We start from the raw sequence: 21,391 nt of genomic DNA, 5'->3' as shown, positions 1-21,391 counted from the left end.
CGGAAACCTGTCCCGCACCTTACGATGAGCACGTCACCGGCCCCTCGCAACCCCGATCACCACCGGCCCCGCATCCGCCCGTCCCCGCCCGGTGAACAGAGGACATGCCGCGCATCCTGATCGTCAGCCCCCCGTTCCACTCCCACGCCACCCCCCTGTCCGTGCTGGCGGCGGCGCTGGCCGCGCACGGTGCCGAGGTGTTCTTCGCGTGCGCTCCGGCGTTCCGGCCGCTGGCCGACCGCGCGGGAGTCGGGTTCGTGCCGCTGACGGTGACCCGCAACTCCAACACCGGGGTGGCGGAGCGGACCGACCAGGCCGCGCGGGAAGCGGCACGCCTCGCCGAGTTCCTGCGGGCCACCCGTCGCGGCCCCGTCGACACCCTGCTGACCCAGGCACGGCACCGGCGCGCGGACATGCTCGCCGACCCGGAGGGCGTGTACGAGGATCTGCGGTCGGTCGACCGGCGGCTGCGCCCCGACTGGTACGTCGTGGACCAGCTCGCCTACGCGGCCACCCTCGCCCTGCACTGCCTGGGCGTGCCGTACGCGTCGTACTGCCCCGGCCATCCCGGCTATGTGCTCTCCGGCCCCGGGTCCTTCTTCGGCCTGCCCCACGACTGGCCGGAGGCGGTGCGCCCGGCCCCGTCCCCGCTGGCCACGCTGCGCGCCGCCGTGCGGGACAACGACCGGGCCTTCACCGGCCTCTTCGCCGCCTTCGCCCGCGACCGCGCTCCGTCGGCCCCGGCTCCGGGCCGTGCCTTCGCGCTGACCTCCCCGCACGCCGTCCTCTACGCCTACCCCGACCTGCCGTGGCTGCCCGGACGGCCCGAGGGACCCGTCCACCTGTTCGCCGGGCACATGGCCGGCCCGGACGAACCGCCGGCCCCCGACTGGACACGCCGCCTGCGGGAACTGCGCGAGCGGGCCGAGCGGCTGGTGCTCGTGGCTTTCGGGACCTTCCTGTCGGCCCGCGACGACGTGCTGCGCCGCGTGGTGTCGGGGCTGCTGGACGGCACGGACGACACGGCCGTCGTGGTGGCGGCGGGCGCCCGCGCGGGCGCGCTCGCCGATCTCGCGGGCGACCGGGCCGTGGTCGTCCCGACGGTTTCGCAGCGGCAGCTCCTGCCCCACGTGGACGCGATGGTCCACCACGGGGGCGGTAACTCCTTCACCGAGTGCCTGCGGGCCGGGGTGCCCGCCCTGGTCCTGCCGATGTCCAGCGACCAGTTCTCCATCGCGAGGGACGCCGAACGGGCCGGGGTCGGCGTGGTCCGCGACCCCAACGCGCTGCGACCGCCGGACGTGCCGGAAGCCCTCGCGGCGGCGACGGCGGACACCGTGCGTGGGCGCGCCGCCCGCATGGCCCGCGACCTGCGCCGGTACGGCCCCGCGTGGGCGGCCGAGCATCTGGTGGGGGCCATGGAGGCGAGGCTGCCGCTCCCCCGCTGACCGGCCCGCGTCACTCGGCACCGCGCGGGCGAGGAACATCCGCGGCCGGGCCGGTGTTGGTCCCGACGGCGCAACGAAAGGCGGAGCCGTGCACGGTGAGTACAAGGTTCCCGGCGGCAAGCTCGTCGTCGTGGACGTGGACGTGGAGGACGGCGTACTGCGCCGGGCGCGCGTGGCGGGCGACTTCTTCCTGGAACCCGACGAGGCGCTGGACGCCGTGAACCACGCGCTGGACGGCGCGCCGGCCGACACCGACGCCGCCGGTCTGGCCGCACGGATCGACGCCGCCCTGCCCGGCGGGACCGTGATGTACGGGCTCAGTTCGGAGGGCGTCGGCATCGCGGTGCGCCGCGCCCTGGCCCACGCCACCGACTGGACCGATTACGACTGGCAGTTCATCCACGAGGGACCGCAGTCCCCCGCGCTCCACATGGCGCTGGACGAGGTGCTGACCGCCGAGGTCGCCGCCGGCCGGCGTCCTCCGACGCTGCGGGTGTGGGAGTGGGGCGCCCCCGCGGTGATCATCGGAAGCTTCCAGTCGCTGCGCAACGAGGTGGACGCCGAGGGCGCGCGGCGGCACGGCATCGAGGTGGTGCGCCGCGTCTCCGGCGGCGGCGCGATGTTCGTGGAGCCCGGCAACACGATCACGTACTCGCTGTCGGTGCCCGAGTCGCTGGTGCAGGGACTGTCCTTCCAGGACAGCTACGCCTACCTGGACGACTGGGTGCTCGGCGCGCTCGGTGAGATGGGGATCCGGGCCTGGTACCAGCCGCTCAACGACATCGCCACCGACCAGGGGAAGATCGCCGGCGCCGCGCAGAAGCGGATCGTGGGTCCGGACGGCGGTCCCGGCGCGGTGCTGCACCACGTGACGATGGCGTACGACATCGACGCCGACAAGATGCTCGACGTGCTGCGCATCGGGCGGGAGAAGCTGTCCGACAAGGGCACCGGGAGCGCGGGGAAGCGGGTGGATCCGCTGCGCCGGCAGACCGGTCTGCCGCGCGAGGCCGTCATCGGGCGGATGATCGACTCGTTCCGCGCCCGGTACGGGCTCGCCGACGGCAAGGTGACCGACGCGGAGCTGGCCCGCGCGCAGGAGCTGGCGCGGACGAAGTTCACCGCGCCGGAGTGGATCGCGCGCGTGCCCTGACGCGTCCGAATCACCTGTTTCCCAACGGAATCGAGGCAACCGGCGACACCGGACGGTACGCCCCCGTCATCGCGCGCCTACGGAGCGAGTTGACCCTTCCGCACCGTCACGATGCGTGTGACACTGGCGTCCCGTCCGCAGTGCGGACTCCCTCCGCACCGTCATCCACGAGAAGTGCGCCGTGCGTTCCTTTCCTCTGCCGATCGCCCTGACCGCGCGCCTGTCCCCGGTGGTCGTTCTCGCCGCGGCGGGTTGGGCGCTGTCCTCCGGCCCGTTGGCCGCTCCGCAGGCCGCCGAGAGCAAGCCGGCCGAGAACACGCGGACCCAGTCCGCACCCGCCCCGTCGCCGACCCGTGCGGCGAAGACGTACACCGCCGCGCCGGCGCCGTGCGACAGCGTCGCCGAGAAGAGCCTCAAGTCCCTTGTGCCGGGCGCCAAGACGGCCGGCAAGGAGATACCGTCCACGGACGCGAAGCTGCGCCGCACCTGTTCCTGGAACGCGCTCAAGGGGTACGAGTACCGCTGGCTCGACGTGTCCTTCGAGGTGCTGGAGTCGGACGACGCGGCGGAGCGGTCGTACCGGGGCCGGCTGGAGGAGAAGAGCGGCGGGGGCGCGGTTCCCGGGCTCGGGGACGCGGCGTACTCCGTCGTGAACCTCACCACCGAGGACAAGCAGCAGACGCGTGAGGGCGTGGTCGTCGCGCGCGCGTCCAACGCGCTGGTGATCGTGACGTACAACGGCAGCGACTTCGAGTCGAAGAAGGCACCGGACACGGACGAGATCAACAAGGGTGCCATCAAGGCCGCCAAGGAGGCCGTGGCCGCCCTGGGGGACGCGCGGAACTGATCCGGAATTGATGGTTCCGTGACATCTGTCACACGGGGTTCCCGATCTGTGCGGGCCGCTTAGTAGCGATCACCTCGTCGACATAGTGGACTTGTCCGGCTTGCCACGGATGCGGGCCGGAGCGGGGCGGGTGGCGGTCCGACGGGAAGCCGGGGGCCCCGGCTCCCCCCGCACGCGGGGGTTTCTGACGAGGTGGCAGGCGCCCCGGGAAGCCCGCCACCAGGGGGTCGGCACGCTCCCCCGCCCATCGCAAGGCCCCCGCGGTGCTACGAAGCCCGGTAGTAGCGAGGCCCTTTGCGCCCGGCGCCGGACCGTCCCAAGAATGACCAGCCTCCGTACACCAGGGGTGAGGTCACGCATGGGAAAGCACCGCCATCAGCAGCAGTACCGCCGCACGGTCGTCGCGGCAGTCGCCATCGGCGTCATAGGCATACCCTCGGTCGCCATGGCCTGTACCGACTGGCCCGGCGACGGGGAACGGCAGGACCGGAGCACCGCCGCGCCGGTCGCGGACCGGGACGGGTGGGACGGCCCCGGCTGGTACCGCGAATGGAGCGGCCAGCACGAGGGTGAGCCCTCGGCCGCACCGTCCTCGACACCGGCCCCGACGACGACCCCGTCGAAGCCCGCCGCACCGAAGCGCGGCAGCGCCAAGCCGTCGCACAAGCCGAAGAAGACGGCGCCCGAGGCCTCCGCCTCCCGGCCCACCACCGCGGCCCCGAAGCCCACCACGGCCGCTCCCAGGCCCACCACGTCCGCTCCGAAGCCCAGCACGTCCGCTCCGGCGGCGCCCAGCGCCACCGCCTCCGGCGCCGTCGCCCGGGTCGTGGAACTCGTCAACGCCGAACGCGGCAAGGCCGGCTGCTCCCCGGTGACGGTGAACGCCACCCTGACCGAGGCCGCGCAGAACCACAGCGAGGACATGGCGGCGAGCGGCACCATGTCGCACACCGGCTCGGACGGCTCCTCCCCCGGCGACCGCATCACCCGCGCCGGGTACAGCTGGAGCACCTACGGCGAGAACGTCGCCTACGGCTACTCCACCCCCGAGCAGGTGATGCAGGGCTGGATGACCAGCCCCGGTCACAAGGCGAACATCCTCAACTGCGCGTTCAAGGAGATCGGCGTCGGTCTCGCCCAGCCCGGCTCCTACTGGACCCAGGACTTCGGCACGGCCCGCTAGGGCCCGTCCGGCGGCGTGGGCCGCTGCCCCGCCATCAGCGCGGCGTACACCACGAGCGACGCCGTCAGACCCACCGCCCAGCCGTAGTCCGCGAGGGGCTTCAGGAAGGGGACCAGTCCGTCCCGCGGGAAGGGCCCCTTCCCGGGCGCCGAGTGGGAGCCGCCCACCGCGAGCACCCCGCCGATCAGGAAGGCGGCGACGGCACGCGGGTTCCAGCCGGACGTGTACCAGTACCGTCCGCCGGGCCTGTACAGGTCGGGCAGGTCCAGGGCGGTGCGGCGGATCAGCCAGTAGTCGGCGATGAGGATGCCGGCGACGGTGCCCAGCAGCCCGCCGACCAGGCCCAGCCAGGTGAAGATGTACAGCTCGGGTGTCTCCGTGAGCTTCCACGGCATGATCAGCACGCCGACGACGCCGGTGATCAGCGCGCCGGTGCGGAAGCTGATGAGGCGCGGCGCGAGGTTGGCCAGGTCGTACGCCGGGGAGACCACGTTGGCCGCGATGTTCACCGAGATGGTGGCGACCAGCACCGTCACCAGGGCGAAGAGCAGCCCGAAGACGTTGTCGGTCTTGGCGGCGAGTGCGACGGGGTCCCACAGCGGGGCCCCGTACACCGCCTGCGAGCCGGACGTGACGAACACGGACAGCAGCGCGAACAGGGTCATGGTGGTGGGCAGTCCGAGCGTCTGGCCCCAGACCTGGGCGCGCTGGCCCGCGCCGAAGCGGGTGAAGTCGGGGATGTTCAGGCTCAGGGTCGACCAGAAGGCGATCATGCCCATCAGGGAGGGGAAGAACACCGGCCAGAAGTCGGCGCCCCAGCCGAGCCGCGAGGGCTGGTCGAGGAGCGGGCCGAGACCCCCGGCCTTGCCCGCGATCCAGGCCAGCAGGACCAGCGCGCCGACGATGACGAACGGCGCGGCCCAGTTCTCGAAACGGCGCAGTGTCTCCATGCCCCGGTGGATGATGGCCAGTTCGAGGGCCCAGAACAGGACGAAGCACACCCACAGCGTCCACGGCTGGCCCCCGATCCGCGACGCCTCGGCCCACCCGCCGAACAGCTTGCCGAGGAGCACGAAGACGCCCTGGCCGCCGATCCAGGTCTGGATGCCGAACCAGGCGCACGCCACCCCGGCCCGGATCATCGCCGGCAGGTTGGCACCGCGCAGCCCGAACGAGGCACGGGCGAGCACTGGGAACGGGATGCCGTACTTGGGTCCCGCGTGACCGGTCAGCAGCATCGGCGCGAGCACGATGACGTTCGCCAGCGCGATGGTGAACACGGCCTGTTTCCAGTCCATGCCCAGGGCGACCAGACCGGAGGCGAGCAGCCAGGAGGGGATGTTGTGCGCCATCCCCACCCACAGGGCGGTGAAGTTGTACGTCGTCCAGCGGCGGCGGGCCAGCGGCACAGGCAGCAGGTCGTCGTTGACGAAGCGGCCGTCGGTGAGGGCGGCGCCCGGCGGGAGTTCGACGCGTCCCGCCGGGTCGGGTATCGGTCTGTCGGAGGGTGTGGGCGGGACGGTCGCGGTCATGGGCGTGTCCTTCGGCGGTGGTACCGGTCAGTGGTCGAGTGCCGGGATGATCTCCGCGCCGTACGCGTCGATCGTCGCTTCCTGCGCGTCGTGCATGTCGTAGACGGCGAACTGGTCCACGCCCAGGTCGCGCAGCGCCCGCAGCTTCTCGATGTGCGCCTCGGCCGGGCCGAGCAGGCAGAACCGGTCGACGATCTCGTCGGGCACGAAGTCCGTGGACGGGTTGCCGGCCCGTCCGTGGTGGCTGTAGTCGTAGCCGTGACGTTCCTTGATGTACGACGTCAGCGCCTCGGGGACCATGCCGGAGTGCTCGCCGTAACGGGCGACCAGGTCGGCGACGTGGTTGCCGACCATGCCGCCGAACCAGCGGCACTGTTCGCGGGCGTGCGCCAGGTCCTCACCGACGTACGCCGGGGCGGCGACGCAGACGGTGACCGAGGCGGGATCGCGACCCGCCTCCACGGCCGCGGCGCGCACGGCCCTCACCATCCACTCGGTGAGATACGGGTCGGCGAGCTGGAGGATGAAGCCGTCGGCCTTGCGCCCCGCGAGGGCGAGCGCCTTCGGTCCGTACGCCGCCATCCAGACGGGCAGCTTCCCGTCGCTCACCCACGGGATCCGCAGCGGCTGCCCGTCGACCTCGGTCTCCCGCCCCTCGGCCAGGTCGCGGATCACGTCGATCGCCTCGCCCAGCCTGGCCAGGGTGTTGGGTCTGCGTCCGGCGACGCGCATCGCGGAGTCGCCGCGCCCGATGCCGCACACGGTGCGGTTGCCGAACATGTCGTTCAGGGTGGCGAAGGTGGAGGCGGTGACCTCCCAGGTGCGGGTGCCGGGGTTGGTGACCATCGGGCCGACCGTCAGTTTCGTGGTGCCGGCCAGGATCTGGCTGTAGATGACGAAGGGTTCCTGCCACAGCACGGCGGAGTCGAAGGTCCAGCCGTGGGTGAAGCCGTTGCGCTCGGCGCGCTTCATCAGGCTGACGACCCGCGAGGCCGGCGGGTCGGTCTGCAGTACGAGTCCGAAGTCCATGCGGCGCTCCTAGGTGAGGTACTGGCAGGTGGCACGCGGGGTGTAGACACCGTGCCCGGCGCGCCCGGTGTACTCCCGCCCGGTGAGGACCGGGACTCCGCGGGAGAGGACGGTCTCGACGCGGCCGGTGACCCGCATGCCCTCGTAGGCCGAGTAGTCGACGTTCATGTGGTGGGTGCCGGCGGAGATGACCTGCTCGGCCCCCGGGTCGTAGATCACGACGTCGGCGTCCGCGCCGGGCGCGATCGTGCCCTTCTTCGGGTAGAGGCCGAACATCCGGGCCGGGGTGGCGCAGGCGATCTCGATCCAGCGCCGGCGGGAGATGTGCCCGTCGACGACGGCCTGGTGGAGCAGGTCCATGCGGTTCTCCACGCCCGGGAGACCGTTGGGGATCCTGGAGAAGTCCCCCCGGCCGAGTTCCTTCTGGCCCGTGAAGCAGAAGGGGCAGTGGTCGGTGGAGACCACCTGGAGGTCATTGGTGCGCAGGCCGCGCCACAGGGCCGCCTGGTGCTCCCTCGGCCTCAGCGGTGTACTGCACACGTACTTGGCGCCCTCGAAGTCCGGCTCGGCGAGGTTGTCCGTGGACAGGAACAGGTACTGCGGGCAGGTCTCGCCGAAGACGTTCAGGCCCTCGTCGCGGGCCCGGGACAGTTCCGCGACGGCCTCGGTGGCGGAGACATGGACGACGTACAGCGGAGCCCCGGCGACCTGGGCGAGCCGGATGGCGCGGTGGGTGGCCTCGGCCTCGAGGAGGGCCTTGCGGACCTCGCCGTGGTGGCGGGGGTCGGTCTCGCCCCGGGCCAGGGCCTGTTCGACGAGCACGTCGATCGCGATGCCGTTCTCGGCGTGCATCATGATCAGCCCGCCGTTCCCGGCGGAGCGCTGCATGGCGCGCAGGATCTGTCCGTCGTCGGAGTAGAACACGCCCGGGTACGCCATGAACTGCTTGAACGACGTGACTCCCTCCTCCACCAGGAGGTCCATCTCCTTCAGCGTGCCGGCGTTGACGTCCGAGACGATCATGTGGAAGGCGTAGTCGACGGCGCAGTTGCCCTCAGCCTTGGCGTGCCAGGCGTCCAGGCCTTCGCGCAGGGAGCGGCCGACGCTCTGCACGGCGAAGTCGACGATGGTCGTCGTGCCGCCCCAGGCGGCGGCCCGGGTGCCCGTCTCGAAGGTGTCGGAGGCGAAGGTGCCGCCGAACGGCAGCTCCATGTGGGTGTGGGCGTCGACGCCGCCCGGGACGACGTACTTCCCGGTGGCGTCGATGGTCCGGTCGGCGGAGGTGAACGCCTCGGCGGCGGGGGTGCCGGAGGCGGCGAGGGCGGTGATGCGTCCGTCCTCGATCAGGACGTCGGCGTGGATCTCGTCGGAGGCGGTGATGACGAGGCCGCCGCGGATCAATGTTCGGCTCACTGGTCACTCCTCGCGGTGGGTACGTGCGGGTGCTGCCTTCAGGGGGTGGTCAGGGGGCCGTACGCCCCCGGCGCGCGGTCCCGGTAGAACTGCCAGCGGTCGCGCACTTCCCTCAGCTTCGCCATGTCCAGGTCGCGGACCACGAGTTCGGTCTCCTTGTCGCTCGCCGGCTCGCCGACGAACCGGGCCTCCGGGTCGACGAAGTAGCTCGTGCCGTAGAAGTCGTTGTCGCCGTACTCCTCCACGCCCACCCGGTTGATGGCGCCGACGAAGTACTCGTTGGCGACGGCCGCCGCCGGCTGTTCCACCTGCCAGAGGTAGCCGGACAGTCCGCGCGAGGTGGCCGAGGGGTTGAAGACGATCTCGGCGCCGGCGAGGCCGAGCGCGCGCCAGCCCTCGGGGAAGTGGCGGTCGTAGCAGATGTAGACGCCGATCCGGCCGGCCTTCGTGTCGAAGACGGGCCAGCCGCTGTTGCCGGGACGGAAGTAGAACTTCTCCCAGAATCCCTTCACCTGGGGGATGTGTGTCTTGCGGTACTTGCCGAGGTAGGAGCCGTCCGCGTCGATCACGGCGGCCGTGTTGTAGAGGACTCCGGGCTGCTCCTCCTCGTACACGGGCAGCACCAGGACGAGGCCCAGCTCCCGGGCGAGTGCCTGGAAACGCCGGACGACCGGGCCGTCCGGGACGCGTTCGGCGTACGCGTAGAACGCCGGGTCCTGCACCTGGCAGAAGTACGGCCCGTAGAAAAGCTCCTGGAAGCAGAGCACGTGAGCGCCCTGGGCGGCGGCGTCGCGGGCGGCCTGCTCGTGGACCTGGATCATCGACTCCTTGTCGCCGGTCCAGGCGGTCTGGAAGACGGCGGCACGGATCACTCGGCTCATCGGGACCTCCGGTCGCTCGGTGTGCGGTGAGCCTAGGGAGGGGACGAGCCCGCTTTGAGGTGCACCGTGTCACGTCCGCGGGGGTGCGGCGTGTCACCGTGTCACCCGTCGACGATCCCATGTCTCACCGCCGTTGCCGCAGGTGGTCGCTTGTCTCAGTGCTGTTGCGCGTCGTGCGCGAGGAGCGCGATGTGGACCGAGGCGGCCTGCTCGAAGTCGTCGAGGTCCACGCCGAGGCGGGTCCGTATCGCCTCCAGCCGGCGGTAGAGGGCGGGCCGGGAGACGTGGTGGAGCTGCGCGGTCCGGGACTTGTTGCGGCCGGTGGCGAGGTAGGTGCGCAGCACGGACAGCAGGTCCTCGTCCGGTTCGCCGAGCAGGCCGTCCAACTCCCTTTCTGCGAAGGACTGCACCTGCGGATCGTCCCGCAACAGCCTGATCAGTCCGCGCAGGTGGACGTCCCTGAGGCGGACCACGGGCGGCAGGTCCAGCGCGGCGGCGGAGTCCGCCACCGCGTCCGCCACGTGCCGGGCCTCGCGCAGCCCGGCGGGCACGTCGTCGAAGGCGGTGCGGGCACCGGCCGCCGCCACCACGGCGGGCGCGGCCCCGGGCTCGGCGCGCAGCCGGGCGGCGAAGTGGAGGGTGAGCGCGTCGGGGTCCTGGTCGCGGGCGAGGCTGAGCAGCACGGCGGCCGCGGAGCCGGCCAGTTCGGCGGCGATCCCGGGGAGCCCCAGCAGGCGCAGCACGCGGTCCAGCCGGGCGGCGTCCCGGCCGCGTACGACGAGCGGCACGAAGGTGCGCCGGTTGACCGGCAGCCCGGCCGCGCGTGCCCGGGGCAGCAGGGCCCTGGCCGGTACGACGCCGCCGATCAGGTCGGTCATCAGGCTCTGCGCGGACTGTTCCTCCCAGGTGCGGGCGGCGCCGCCGCCGAGCATGCGGTGCAGCACCAGGGCCTCGGCGGCGCGGTCGGCGAGCAGCCGGCCGGTCGCGGTGTCGCCCCGGTAGCCGCACAGCACGATCCGGCCCCACGGCTCGCCCCGCCCGCCGAGCTCGGCGCGGATCCAGCCGTCGCCCTCGCCGCGTCCGGCCTGCCGGGCGATGCGCTCCCAGTCGCGCAGGACGTCGTCCACGGCCGGCCGCTCCCCCGCCGTGCCGAGGACCCGGTGGGCGAGGTTGGTGACGACGACGGGGCATCCGCTGTGCCGGGCGACCTCGTCGAGCAGGCGCTGCAGCGGTGCCCCGGTGGTGATCAGCGCGGTGAGTCCGGTGCGTACGGCCTCGGAGAGGCTGACGGCGGCGAACTTCCGCCGCACCAGCCGGGACTGCACCTCCTCGGTCAACTGGGCGAAGGGCGAAGGGCGGTGGAGGACCACCAGCGGCAGTCCGCACCGCTCCGCCGCACGTCTCATGGCCTCCGGCGGGGACGGGAAGGCCCGGCCGAGCCCGAGGACCACGGCGGACGCCTCCGCGCGGTGCAGGGAGCGGACGTACTCCGCCTGTCTGTCCTCGTCACCGGCGAGCAGCACGCCGGTGGTGAGCACCATCTCGCCGCCGCTGAGCATCACCCCGACGTCGGCCGCCTCGGCGACGTGCACCCAGCGCACCGGCCGGTCCAGCCGCCCCGCGGCCGCCACCACCTCGGGCTCCCCGGCGAGCACCCGCTCCAGGGCGAGGACCTGCCGGACCGACAGGGCCGGTGCGGACGGCTCCCAGGTCGTCATGGCGGCGTCCTTCCGCTCGGGGGCACGGGTCCTACCGGATGCTCCGCAGCGCGCGATCGAGGATCTCCGCGCCCTCCTCGGCCTCCGCGACGTTGAGGGACAGCGGCGGGGCGATGCGCAGGGCGCTGGTGTTGTGCCCGCCGCCCTTGCCGATGAGCAGGCCGCCCTCCCGCGCCGCCTCGAGGACGGCGGACGCCGCCTCGGGGTCGGCCTCGTCGGTGCCGGGGCGGCTCAGCTCGATGCCGATCATCAGGCCGCGTCCGCGCACCTCCCGTACGGCCGGCACCTGGGCCGCGACGGCGCGCAGCCGCTCGATGAGCAGCCCGCCGACCCGGCGGGCGTTGCCCTGGAGGTCGTGTTCCAGGAGGTAGGTGAGGTTGGCCAGGCCCGCCGCCATGGTGATCTGGGTGCCGCCGAACGTGGAAATGCTGTGGGAGTCCAGGCAGTTCATGATCTCGGAGCGGGCGACGACCCCGCCGACGGACATGCCGTTGCCGATGCCCTTGGCGAAGGTCAGCATGTCGGGCGGCCCACTGCGGCCGTGGGCCTGCCAGCCCCAGAAGTGCTCGCCGGTGCGGCCCCAGCCGGTCTGCACCTCGTCGGCGATCCACAGGACGCCCCGCTCGTGCAGCACCTCGCGGAAGGCCGCGTACAGTCCGTCGGGCGGCGAGGTGAAGCCGCCGACGCCCTGGATCGGTTCGGCGATCAGCGCGGCGGGCGGGCGGGTGTGGCCGAGGAGGTCCTTGAGGTCGTCGACGCAGGCGGCGACGAAGTCGTGGTCGTCGAGGTCGGCGAAGGGGCCCCGGGTGCGCACGCCGCCGTGCACGTACAGCGTCTGGAGCGGGGACAGGGAGGTCGGGGACCAGCCGCGGTTGCCGGTGATGCCGACCGAGCTGAAGGAGCGGCCGTGGTAGCTGTTGCGCATCGCCAGGACCGTGTTGCTGCGCCGGTAGGTGGTGGCGAGCAGCAGGGCGGTGTCGTTGGCCTCGGTGCCCGAGGTGGTGAAGAAGACCCGGGCGTCCGGGATGCCGCTCAACTTGGCAATGCGCTCGGCGAGTTCCACCATCGGCCGGTTGAGGTAGAGGGTGGAGGAGTGGACGATCCGCCCGGCCTGCTCACTCACCGCCTTGGTGATCTCGGGCAGGGCGTGGGCGGTCATGGTGGTGAGGATGCCGCCGAAGAAGTCGAGGTACCGGTTGCCCTCGGAGTCCCAGACGTGGCGTCCCTCGCCGTGGGTGATCTCGATGGGCTGTTCGTAGTAGAGGGCGAGCCAGTCGGGGAGCACGGAGCGGTGGCGGCCCAGCAGGTCGTCGGTCACGGCGACACCAGCCCTTCGTAGGCGTCGGGGCGGCGGTCGCGGTAGAAGGCCCACTGCTGCCGCACCTCTTCGATGAGGCCGAAGTCCAGGTCACGGACCACGAGTTCCTCCTTGCTGTCACTGGCGACGTCGCCGACGAACTGACCGCGCGGGTCGACGAAGTAGCTCGTGCCGTAGAAGTCGTTGTCGCCGTACTCCTCCACGCCCACGCGGTTGATCGCGGCGACGAAGTACTCGTTGGCGACGGCCGCGGCCGGCTGTTCGAGACGCCACAGGTGGGACGACAGGCCCCGGTGCGTGGCGGACGGGTTGTAGACCAGCTGCGCTCCGTTGAGACCGAGTTGGCGCCAGCCCTCGGGGAAGTGGCGGTCGTAGCAGATGTACACGCCGACCTTGCCGACGGCGGTGTCGAAGACGGGCCAGCCGAGGTTGCCGGGGCGGAAGTAGAACTTCTCCCAGAATCCCTTCACCTGCGGGATGTGGTGCTTGCGGTACTTGCCGAGAACGGTGCCGTCGGCGTCGATCACGGCGGCGGTGTTGTAGTAGTGGCCCGGCTGCTCGATCTCGAAGACCGGCACGACGACCACCATGCCGGTCTCGCGGGCCAGGGCCCGCATCCGGCGGGTGGTCGGGCCGTCGGGGACGGGTTCGGCCCAGCGGTAGTGCCCGGGGTCCTGGACCTGGCAGAAGTAGGGAGCGTTGAACACCTCCTGGAACCCGATGACCTGCGCGCCCCGCCGGGCCGCCTCGCGGGCGTGCTCCTCGTGCTTCGCCAGCATGGACTCGGTGTCGCCGGTCCAGGTCGCCTGAACCAGAGCGGCACGTACGACGTGGGTCATGAGAGCTGCTCCTTCGACGCGGCGTCAGCGCCTCTACGCCTGTAGAAACGGTCGTAGAGGGACGAACGTAAGCCTCTCGGGCGGCCTTGCCAAGACCATCGTCATCGAGGCCGGGGAGTCGATGGTGTTTGACACCCCTGTGGGTGAGTCGGCCCGATCGCCGGTCAGGCGGCGAATCCCGCGACGCGGAGGGCGTGCAGCAGATCCCGGTGCCGCCCGTCGGACACGCCCCGGGCGGCGGTGAGGAGCAGCGGGACGAGACGGTGCGGGTCCGGTGCGGCCGCGCGGGCGGTGTCCTCGGGGGTGCGCGTGCGGACACAGGCGGTCGAGCAGGGCCCGCGTCTCCTGGCGCCGGGGCCCGGGCGGCCGGGCTCAGGCGGCGACGGACCCGCTGGGCGCACAGCGCTCCACCAGCGCGTCCATGGACAGCCCGAGCACGCCCGCCAGCGCCGCCACGGTGAAGAAGGCCGGGGTCGGGGCCCGCCCGGTCTCGATCTTCCGCAGGGTCTCCGCCGAGATCCCGGCCCGCGCCGCGACCTCCGCCATGCTGCGGTCGCCGCGCGTCTCGCGCAGCAGCCGGCCGAGCCGCTCACCGCGTTCGCGTTCTTCCGGGGTCAAGGGGGTGCGCACCATGACGCCCATTCTAATACCGGTATAGTAATTGGCATGGTGGAGCTGAAGACCGATGCATCGATCGATGCCATGTACGAGGCCGGGCAGGTCGTCGCGAGCGCGCTGACGGCCGTGCGGAAGGCCGCCGGCGTGGGCGTTTCCCTGCTGGAGCTGGACGAGGTGGCGCGGGACGTGCTGCGTGCGGCCGGGGCGACCTCGCCCTTCCTGGGTTACCGGCCGTCCTTCGCGTCGACCCCGTTCCCTGCGGTGATCTGCGCGTCCGTGAACGACGCGATCGTGCACGGGATCCCGGACGGCTACCGGCTGCGGGACGGCGACCTGGTCTCCATCGACTGCGGTGCCCAGCTGGACGGCTGGGCCGGGGACTCGGCGATCAGCTTCATCGTGGGCACCCCGCGTCCGGCCGACGTCACGCTGGTCGAGACCGCCGAGCGGGCACTCGCCTCGGCCCTCGAGGCGGCCGTCGTCGGCAACCGCATCGGCGACATCGCCCATGCGATCGGCACCGTGTGCCGCGGCGCGGGGTACGGGATCATGGAGGACTTCGGCGGCCACGGCATCGGCCGCACGATGCACGAGGACCCCGGGGTGCCGAACGAGGGCCGGCCGGGCAGGGGCATGCCCCTGCGGCACGGCATGTGCCTCGCGATCGAGCCCATGCTGATCGCCGGCGGCACGGACGCGTACCACGTCGCCCCGGACGGCTGGACCCTCCGCACGAACGACGGCACCCGCGCGGCGCACGTGGAGCACACGGTGGCCGTCACGGAGAACGGGCCGCGGGTCCTGACGGCCCGCCGAACCGCCTGACGAGCGGACACCACCGCCGACGGAAACGGAGGCGGTGGTGTGCGGCGGAGTTCCGCGAACGCCCCCGGCGCCTCCCTTCCGCGCCCCCGGGACAACCCGTGCGCCGGGCGGGCGATCCCTCCCCGCACCCCGGCCGGCCGCGGGCACCGGGCCACCGGTGCCCGCGGGCGAGGACCGGTCCACCCGGGCCGTGCTGCTGACCTCGCGGGCTCCGCCCTCGGGCCGGCCCAGCCGCTCGTCGTCCTCCTGGAGCGCACCGGCGAGGGTGTCGTACGACAGCTCCGGCCGGAGATGCGGACGTACGCCCCTCACCGCGGCGGCGACCTCGTCACACGCGTCACCGCCGACACGACGCCGCTGCGCGAGGTCGTCTCCCGGGCCCTGACCGACCCGGTCACCGGGGGCATCGCCGCGGCCGCGCCCCGTCGCCCTCCTGACGTGCCCGTGCCTACGGATCGTGTCATCGTGGGCATGAGCGAGCCCCGGCCGGGTTACCCGGCCCCGGCACGTCGACCCAGCGAAGGAACGGATGACGATGACGAGTGGTTTCGTCGGCCCGGAGGGTGACCCGTTCGCAGAATTCCTCGCCCGCTTCTTCGGCGGAGCGCGCCCCCGTCAGATCGACATCGGCCGGCTCCTCAGCCAGCCCGCCCGTGAACTGGTGCGCGGCGCCGCCCAGTACGCCGCCGAGCACGGCAGCCGTGACCTGGACACCCAGCACCTGTTGCGCGCCGCCCTCTCCGCCGAGCCGACCCGGAGCCTGCTCAGCCGGGCGGGCGCGGACCCCGACTCGCTCGCGTCGCAGATCGACGACCGGTCGGGTCCGGTCCAGCACAGCCCCGGCGAGGCCCCACCACCGACCTCGCTGTCCCTGACCCCCGCCGTCAAGCGCGCCCTGCTGGACGCCCACGAGATGGCCCGGGCGAGCGGCGCCGGCTACATCGGCCCCGAACACGTGCTCAGCGCCCTCGCCGCCAACCCCGACTCGGCCGCCGGGCACATCCTGGGCGCGGCCCGGTTCGCCGCCTCCGGCCCGCCGGAGGCACCGGAGGCCGCGCAGTCCCGCGCCGAACGCCCCCGCACCCCGACGGGCACCCCGACGCTGGACAAGTACGGCCGTGATCTCACGGAGCTGGCCCGCGAGGGCCGCATCGACCCGGTGATCGGGCGGGACCAGGAGATCGAGCAGACCGTCGAGGTGCTCTCCCGGCGCGGCAAGAACAACCCGGTCCTGATCGGTGACGCGGGTGTCGGCAAGACCGCGGTCGTGGAGGGGCTGGCGCAGCGGATCGCCGAGGGGGACGTGCCCGACATCCTCCTCGGACGGCGCGTGGTCGCCCTGGACCTGACGGGAGTCGTCGCCGGGACCCGCTACCGGGGCGACTTCGAGGAACGGATGAACACCATCGTCGAGGAGATCCGCTCCCACTCCGACCAGCTGATCATCTTCATCGACGAACTGCACACCGTCGTCGGCGCCGGGGGCGGCGGCGAGGGCGGCTCGATGGACGCGGGCAACATCCTCAAGCCGGCCCTCGCCCGCGGCGAACTGCACATCGTCGGGGCGACCACCCTGGAGGAGTTCCGCCGGATCGAGAAGGACGCCGCCCTGGCCCGCCGCTTCCAGCCGATCATGGTGCCGGAGCCTACCCCCGCGGACGCCATCGAGATCCTGCGCGGCCTGCGGGACCGCTACGAGGCCCACCACCAGGTCCGCTACACCGATGAGGCGCTGGTGGCGGCCGTGGAGCTGTCCGACCGCTATCTGAGCGACCGCCGCCTGCCGGACAAGGCCATCGACCTCATCGACCAGGCCGGCGCGCGGGTGCGGCTGCGGGCCCGGACCAAGGGCACGGACGTACGGGCCCTGGAGCGCGAGGTCGAGCAGCTGACCTGCGACAAGGACCAGGCGGTCGCGGACGAGCAGTACGAGCAGGCCACCCAGTTGCGCGACCGCATCGTGGAGCTGAAGCAGCGGATCGCGGAGACCGGCGGCGACGGCGAGGTCGACGAGGGCCAGAGCCTGTGGGTGGACTCCGAGGCGATCGCCGAGGTGGTGGCCAGGCAGACGGGAATCCCGGTCAGCCGGCTCACCGAGGAGGAGAAGGACCGGCTGCTGGGGCTGGAACAGCATCTGCACCAGCGCGTCGTGGGGCAGGACGAGGCGGTGCGCGTCGTCTCGGACGCCGTGCTGCGCTCCCGCGCGGGGCTCGCCAGTCCCCACCGGCCGATCGGCAGCTTCCTGTTCCTCGGACCGACGGGCGTCGGCAAGACGGAGCTGGCGCGGGCTCTCGCCGAGGCGCTGTTCGGCAGCGAGGACCGGATGGTGCGCCTCGACATGAGCGAGTACCAGGAGCGGCACACGGTCAGCCGGCTGGTGGGCGCCCCGCCCGGCTACGTGGGGCACGAGGAGGCCGGGCAGCTGACCGAGGTGGTGCGGCGGCACCCCTACTCGCTGCTCCTGCTGGACGAGGTGGAGAAGGCCCATCCGGACGTCTTCAACATCCTGCTCCAGGTCCTGGACGACGGCCGGCTGACCGACTCGCAGGGCCGGACGGTGGACTTCACCAACACCGTGATCGTCATGACCAGCAATCTCGGTTCCGAGGCGATCACCCGGCGCGGCGCGACCCTGGGATTCGCGACCGGCGGCCCGGAGGCGGACGAGGAGGCGCGGCGCGAGCAGATCCTGCGGCCGCTGCGGGAGCACTTCCGGCCCGAGTTCCTCAACCGGATCGACGAGGTCGTGGTGTTCCGCCAGCTGACCGCCGAGGAACTGCGGCGGATCACCGACCTGCTGCTGGAGAGCACCCGGCGCGGGCTCAAGGGGCGGGGCGTCGCGGTCGACTTCACCGACGCGGCCGTGGACTGGCTCGCCGAGCGCGGCTACCAGCCGGAGTACGGCGCCCGGCCGCTGCGCCGCACCATCCAGCGGGAGGTGGACAACCAGCTCTCCCGGCTGTTGCTTGACGGACGCGTCCGGGAGGGCGGCCGGGTGACGGTGGACACCCAGGACGGGCGTCTGACGTTCCGTACGCAGGAGACGCCGGCGCCCGAGCTGTGAGCACGCGGGGGCGCCCGGCCGGGGCGCCCCCGCGCGTGGTCAGCGCGCCGGACGGACCACCATCGCCGAGCCGCCGCCCCGGCGGACCGTCTCGGCCGCCGCGAGCCACGCCCCGCCCGGCAGCCGCTGGACGGCCGTGGCCGCGCCGATCTCCGGGTTCTCGCGGAACGAGTGGCCGACGGCTTCCAGGTCCTGCCGCAGTCCACTGTCGTACAGGCCGGGTTCGAGGTCCGTCCGCGCCGTGTTGCGCTGGCTTGCGCGCGGCGCGGCGATCGCGTCGACGAGGGGCAGTCCGCGGTCGAGGAAACCGGTGAGGGTCCCCAGGACGGTGGTGATGATGGTGGAACCGCCGGGCGAGCCGAGCGCGACCACCGGCCGGTCGTACCGGTCGAGGACGATCGTCGGTGACATCGACGACCGGGGCCGCTTGCCCGGGCCGGGCAGGTTCGGGTCGTGCACGGCCGGGTTCGCCGGGGCGAAGGAGAAGTCCGTCAGCTCGTTGTTGAGCAGGAACCCGCGCCCGGGCACGGTGATGCCGCTGCCGCCGGTCTGCTCGATGGTGAGGGTGTAGGAGACGACGTTGCCCCACCGGTCCGCGGTGGTGAGATGCGTGGTGCTGTCGCCCTCGTACGTCGTCGGGGCGGCCTCGCCGCCCGAGGCGCAGGGCCTCGGGTCGCGGGGGTCACCGGGGGCGAGGGGGCTGCTGAGGACGGCGTCGTCCTCGATGAGGCACGCGCGCGAGTCGGCGAACCGCTGGGAGAGCAGTTCCCTCGTCGGTACGTCCTCGAAGGCGGGGTCGCCCACCCAGCGCCCCCGGTCGGCGAACGCGATGCGGCTCGCCTCGATGAAGCGGTGCAGGTAGCGGACGTCGCTCGCCTCGGAGAGGTCGGTGCGCTCCAGGATGTTGAGGGCCTCGCCGACCGTGGTGCCGCCGGAGGAGGAGGGCGCCATGGAGTACACGTCCAGGCCGCGGTACGAGGTCCTGGTGGGCGGCTGGGACTTGGTGCGGTAGCCGGCGAGATCGCGGGCGGACAGCTCACCGGGGCGGGCGTTCCAGCCGCTGTCGGGGTCCACGGGAGGCTTGTTGACCGTGGTGACGACGTCCCGGCCGATGTCGCCGCGGTACAGGGCGTCGACGCCCTCGCGGCGCAACTCCCGGTAGGTGCGCGCCAGATCGGGATTCTTGAAGGTGGATCCCACGACCGGGAGTTCGCCGCCCGGGAGGAACAGCTCGGCGGTGTCGGGGAAGTGGCGGAAGCGGGTCTCGTTGGCGGCGGTCTGCGCGCGGAAGGTCTCGTCCACGGTGAAGCCGTCGCGGGCGAGGCGTTCGGCGGGCTTCAGGACCGTGCCCAGGCCGCGCTCGCCCCATGTGGCGAGCGCCCGCTGCCAGGTGGCGGGCGTGCCGGGGGTGCCGACCGCCAGGCCGCTGCTGACGGCCTCGGCGAACGGGATCGGTGCGCCGTTCTCCAGGAACAGTCCGGAGTCGGCGGTCAGCGGGGCGGTCTCGCGGCCGTCGAGGGTGTGCACGGTGCGGGAACGGGCGTCGTAGTAGACGAAGTAGCCGCCTCCGCCGATGCCGGCCGAGTAGGGCTCGGTGACGCCGAGCGCGGCGGCGGTGGCGACGGCCGCGTCGACGGCGTTGCCGCCCTTCTTCAGGATCTCGATCCCGGCGGCGGAGGCGTCGGCGTCGACGCTGGAGACCGCGCCGCCGTGTCCGACGGCCACCGGGACCTTGGGCGTGTGTGGGGCGGGCCGCTCGTGCGGGGTGGGCGGCGCGGCCGCCCCCACCGACACGACGGCGGCACCGGCCGCCAGGACTGCGAGACTCCGTGCGACAGGGCGACGCATCCGCACCTCCGGTAAAGGGCCGTCCGCGCAGCTTAGTTCGTCGCCATGCCCCCGTCAGGGATGTCGTCGGGTGCGCCGTGCCCACTGTCCGGAAACGTCCATGACCTGCGTGTCGAACACGGGTTTGTGTCGGCCCGCTAGCATGCGCGCCCATGACCGACGACGTGCGCAACATCGTTCTGGGTGTGGTGGCCGCGGGCATCAGTGCCGCGCTGGGCTGGATCGCCCGCACCTATCTGTGGAAGCGGAAGCTCAGGCGCAAGCAGACCTTCTTCGGCCTGCCGGACAACTCCGAGTCGCTGCTCGTCGTCAACCGCGACCCCGCGACGGCGGAGCCGGCCGTGCACCGCTTCGACGTGTTCGCGCTGCTTGAGCTCTCCGCGCTGGTCAAGGACTGCGGGGCGCACGTCCAGGTGGTCACCCAGGACACGGCGCACCAGGGCTTCGGCGAACGCACGGAGTTCTGCGTCGGCGGCCCGGGGTCGAACCGCCGCATGGTGGCCCACATGGCGGCGATGCTGCCGGGGGTGCGGGTCAACGTGGATCCGGAGCCGGGCCCGGACCGGGGTGCCTTCCAGATCGGCGCCGAGCGGTACCGCATGGACCCGGGCGTCACCGAGTACGTCCTGCTGGCCCGGCTGACCGCGGGTGAACGGCGCGAGACCCGCCCGGTGTTCCTGTTCTGCGGCCAGCGCGCGATCACCAATCAGGCCGCCACCCGCTATCTCGCCCGCCATCACGAGCGGCTGGCCCGCACATACGGTACGGGATCCTTCGTCCTGCTGCTGAAGGTGGTCAACTCCCAGGCCTACGGGCCCGATGTGGTCGAGCTGGTCGCGGACGTGACCAGGGCGGCGCAGACACCCTTGCCGGCTCCGGCGCCGCGCAAGACGCACCGGGCGGACTGAACGGCCGGCCTCACCCGTCCGGCGCGCAGCTGACCTTCTCCTCGTCGGCGCAGACCCGACGTAACGTGTCGGTTCGCCGCGCGAGCAGTGATCTCCGGCTGCCGCCGGACGGGACCGGCCTGTGGTGACCGCCTCCCCGCGGCGGAATCCGCGGTGGGCCCCTCCCGGCGACGGTGTCCGCTCTCCTGGCGCGAAGTCCCCTCCCCCGCCGGGACGGAGGGAACATCGTAGTCGAGGTCCGGACGGACGTGTTTCCCGGCGTCACCCGTTCAGTGCTCGGGCCGGGCGCACGGCGTCTCGCGGCCCGGTCGGCGGATCCGCCGGCCCCACGCATCAGCCGCGGGCCCGGAGCTTCACGCCTCCGCCACCTCCGCGTACAGCTGCGACAGTTCGGGGACTCCGTCGGCCGCCCACTCGTGTCCCGAGTGCACGACGTCGAACTCCCGGCCGGAGGCGAGCCGCACGACCGGCTGTCCGTCGGCGCGGATCTCCCAGGCGGCCCCCCGCACGGTGCGCACGATGACGGTGCCGAGGTACAGCCCCGCGTCGTTGCCCAGCCAGGTGGACGTCTCCTCGTCGTCCCGCCAGCCCGGCACGAGCTGGTCCAGCGCCTCCAGCGAGGCCGGTGAGTCGTCCAGCCGGACCCCCGCCCGGCAGGCCTGGGACCGCAGCAGTTCGCACTCGGCGAGGAGTTCGGCGATCCCCTCGGGACCGGGGACCCCGGCCTTCCGGCGCCGGCTGCCCAGGAACGGGATGTTCATCCCTCC

General features: G+C 72.6%; 17 protein-coding genes. 7 read left to right on the top strand and 10 right to left on the bottom strand.

All coding sequences use genetic code 11. From position 1 onward, the window contains the following. Positions 1-104 precede the first annotated feature (104 nt). The 4 genes from BU52_RS01420 (at position 105) to BU52_RS01405 (ending at position 4,631) form a co-directional block, all read left to right on the top strand. Positions 105-1,448 carry a glycosyltransferase gene (locus BU52_RS01420; RefSeq protein WP_037926485.1) on the top strand — a complete coding sequence of 448 codons (1,344 nt, stop codon included), beginning with the start codon at positions 105-107 and terminating at the stop codon, positions 1,446-1,448. 88 nt (positions 1,449-1,536) lie between these two features. Then, complete coding sequence (locus tag BU52_RS01415; protein ID WP_037926482.1) at positions 1,537-2,601, top strand: lipoate--protein ligase family protein; 1,065 nt, start codon at positions 1,537-1,539, stop codon at positions 2,599-2,601. A 181-nt stretch (positions 2,602-2,782) separates the two neighbouring features. Next, complete coding sequence (locus BU52_RS01410) at positions 2,783-3,448, top strand: hypothetical protein (protein ID WP_037926479.1); 666 nt, start codon at positions 2,783-2,785, stop codon at positions 3,446-3,448. Between the two features lie 358 nt (positions 3,449-3,806). After that, the gene (locus BU52_RS01405; RefSeq protein WP_037926476.1) at positions 3,807-4,631 is read left to right on the top strand and encodes a CAP domain-containing protein; all 825 of its coding nucleotides are present in this window, start codon (positions 3,807-3,809) and stop codon (positions 4,629-4,631) included. Here BU52_RS01405 and BU52_RS01400 read toward each other — a convergent pair. From BU52_RS01400 to BU52_RS01360, 8 genes are all read right to left on the bottom strand, one after another. Further along, positions 4,628-6,163: an NCS1 family nucleobase:cation symporter-1 gene (locus BU52_RS01400; protein WP_037926473.1), complete on the bottom strand. Its 1,536-nt coding sequence runs from the start codon at positions 6,161-6,163 to the stop codon at positions 4,628-4,630. The genes BU52_RS01405 and BU52_RS01400 overlap by 4 nt on opposite strands. Positions 6,164-6,190: 27 nt before the next feature. Further along, on the bottom strand, positions 6,191-7,192 hold the full coding sequence (locus tag BU52_RS01395) for a TIGR03842 family LLM class F420-dependent oxidoreductase (protein WP_037926469.1): 1,002 nt from the start codon (positions 7,190-7,192) through the stop codon (positions 6,191-6,193). 9 nt (positions 7,193-7,201) lie between these two features. Continuing rightward, positions 7,202-8,605 carry a dihydropyrimidinase gene (gene hydA / locus BU52_RS01390; RefSeq protein ID WP_037926466.1) on the bottom strand — a complete coding sequence of 468 codons (1,404 nt, stop codon included), beginning with the start codon at positions 8,603-8,605 and terminating at the stop codon, positions 7,202-7,204. A gap of 38 nt (positions 8,606-8,643) precedes the next feature. Next, positions 8,644-9,486, bottom strand: a complete 843-nt coding sequence (locus tag BU52_RS01385) for a nitrilase-related carbon-nitrogen hydrolase (protein WP_037926463.1) — start codon at positions 9,484-9,486, stop codon at positions 8,644-8,646. Between the two features lie 155 nt (positions 9,487-9,641). Next, complete coding sequence (locus BU52_RS01380; protein ID WP_037926460.1) at positions 9,642-11,204, bottom strand: PucR family transcriptional regulator; 1,563 nt, start codon at positions 11,202-11,204, stop codon at positions 9,642-9,644. Between the two features lie 31 nt (positions 11,205-11,235). Next, complete coding sequence (locus BU52_RS01375) at positions 11,236-12,522, bottom strand: aspartate aminotransferase family protein (protein WP_037926457.1); 1,287 nt, start codon at positions 12,520-12,522, stop codon at positions 11,236-11,238. Then, positions 12,519-13,361, bottom strand: coding sequence for a nitrilase-related carbon-nitrogen hydrolase (locus tag BU52_RS01370; protein ID WP_037926455.1), 843 nt, complete (start codon positions 13,359-13,361; stop codon positions 12,519-12,521). Before BU52_RS01370 ends, BU52_RS01375 begins: the two co-directional genes overlap by 4 nt. 372 nt (positions 13,362-13,733) lie before the next feature. Then, on the bottom strand, positions 13,734-13,994 hold the full coding sequence (locus tag BU52_RS01360) for a helix-turn-helix domain-containing protein (RefSeq protein WP_037927783.1): 261 nt from the start codon (positions 13,992-13,994) through the stop codon (positions 13,734-13,736). 33 nt (positions 13,995-14,027) lie between these two features. Here BU52_RS01360 and map point away from each other — a divergent pair, with 33 nt between their 5' ends. Together map and BU52_RS01350 are read left to right on the top strand one after the other, a co-directional pair. Beyond that, positions 14,028-14,804 (top strand): type I methionyl aminopeptidase, encoded by a 777-nt coding sequence (gene map, locus BU52_RS01355; RefSeq protein WP_037926450.1) that lies wholly within the window; start codon positions 14,028-14,030, stop codon positions 14,802-14,804. A 535-nt stretch (positions 14,805-15,339) separates the two neighbouring features. Beyond that, a complete protein-coding gene (locus tag BU52_RS01350; RefSeq protein WP_037927781.1) occupies positions 15,340-17,868 on the top strand; it encodes an ATP-dependent Clp protease ATP-binding subunit in 2,529 nt (842 codons plus the stop codon). A 39-nt stretch (positions 17,869-17,907) separates the two neighbouring features. Here BU52_RS01350 and ggt read toward each other — a convergent pair whose 3' ends face one another. Further along, positions 17,908-19,716 (bottom strand): gamma-glutamyltransferase, encoded by a 1,809-nt coding sequence (ggt, locus tag BU52_RS01345; RefSeq protein WP_037926449.1) that lies wholly within the window; start codon positions 19,714-19,716, stop codon positions 17,908-17,910. A 152-nt stretch (positions 19,717-19,868) separates the two neighbouring features. On the opposite strand from ggt, the gene BU52_RS01340 reads away from it, so the two are divergent. Further along, positions 19,869-20,624 (top strand): hypothetical protein, encoded by a 756-nt coding sequence (locus BU52_RS01340; protein WP_037926447.1) that lies wholly within the window; start codon positions 19,869-19,871, stop codon positions 20,622-20,624. A 353-nt stretch (positions 20,625-20,977) separates the two neighbouring features. On the opposite strand, the gene BU52_RS01335 is transcribed toward BU52_RS01340, so the two are convergent. Further along, positions 20,978-21,385, bottom strand: a complete 408-nt coding sequence (locus BU52_RS01335; protein WP_037926444.1) for a DUF6278 family protein — start codon at positions 21,383-21,385, stop codon at positions 20,978-20,980. Positions 21,386-21,391 lie beyond the last annotated feature (6 nt).

The sequence above is a fragment of the Streptomyces toyocaensis genome, from assembly GCF_000725125.1.
Classification (GTDB): domain Bacteria; phylum Actinomycetota; class Actinomycetes; order Streptomycetales; family Streptomycetaceae; genus Streptomyces; species Streptomyces toyocaensis.
Note: the sequence above shows the minus strand (reverse complement) of the source record. Positions and strands in the feature narration are given on the sequence as shown.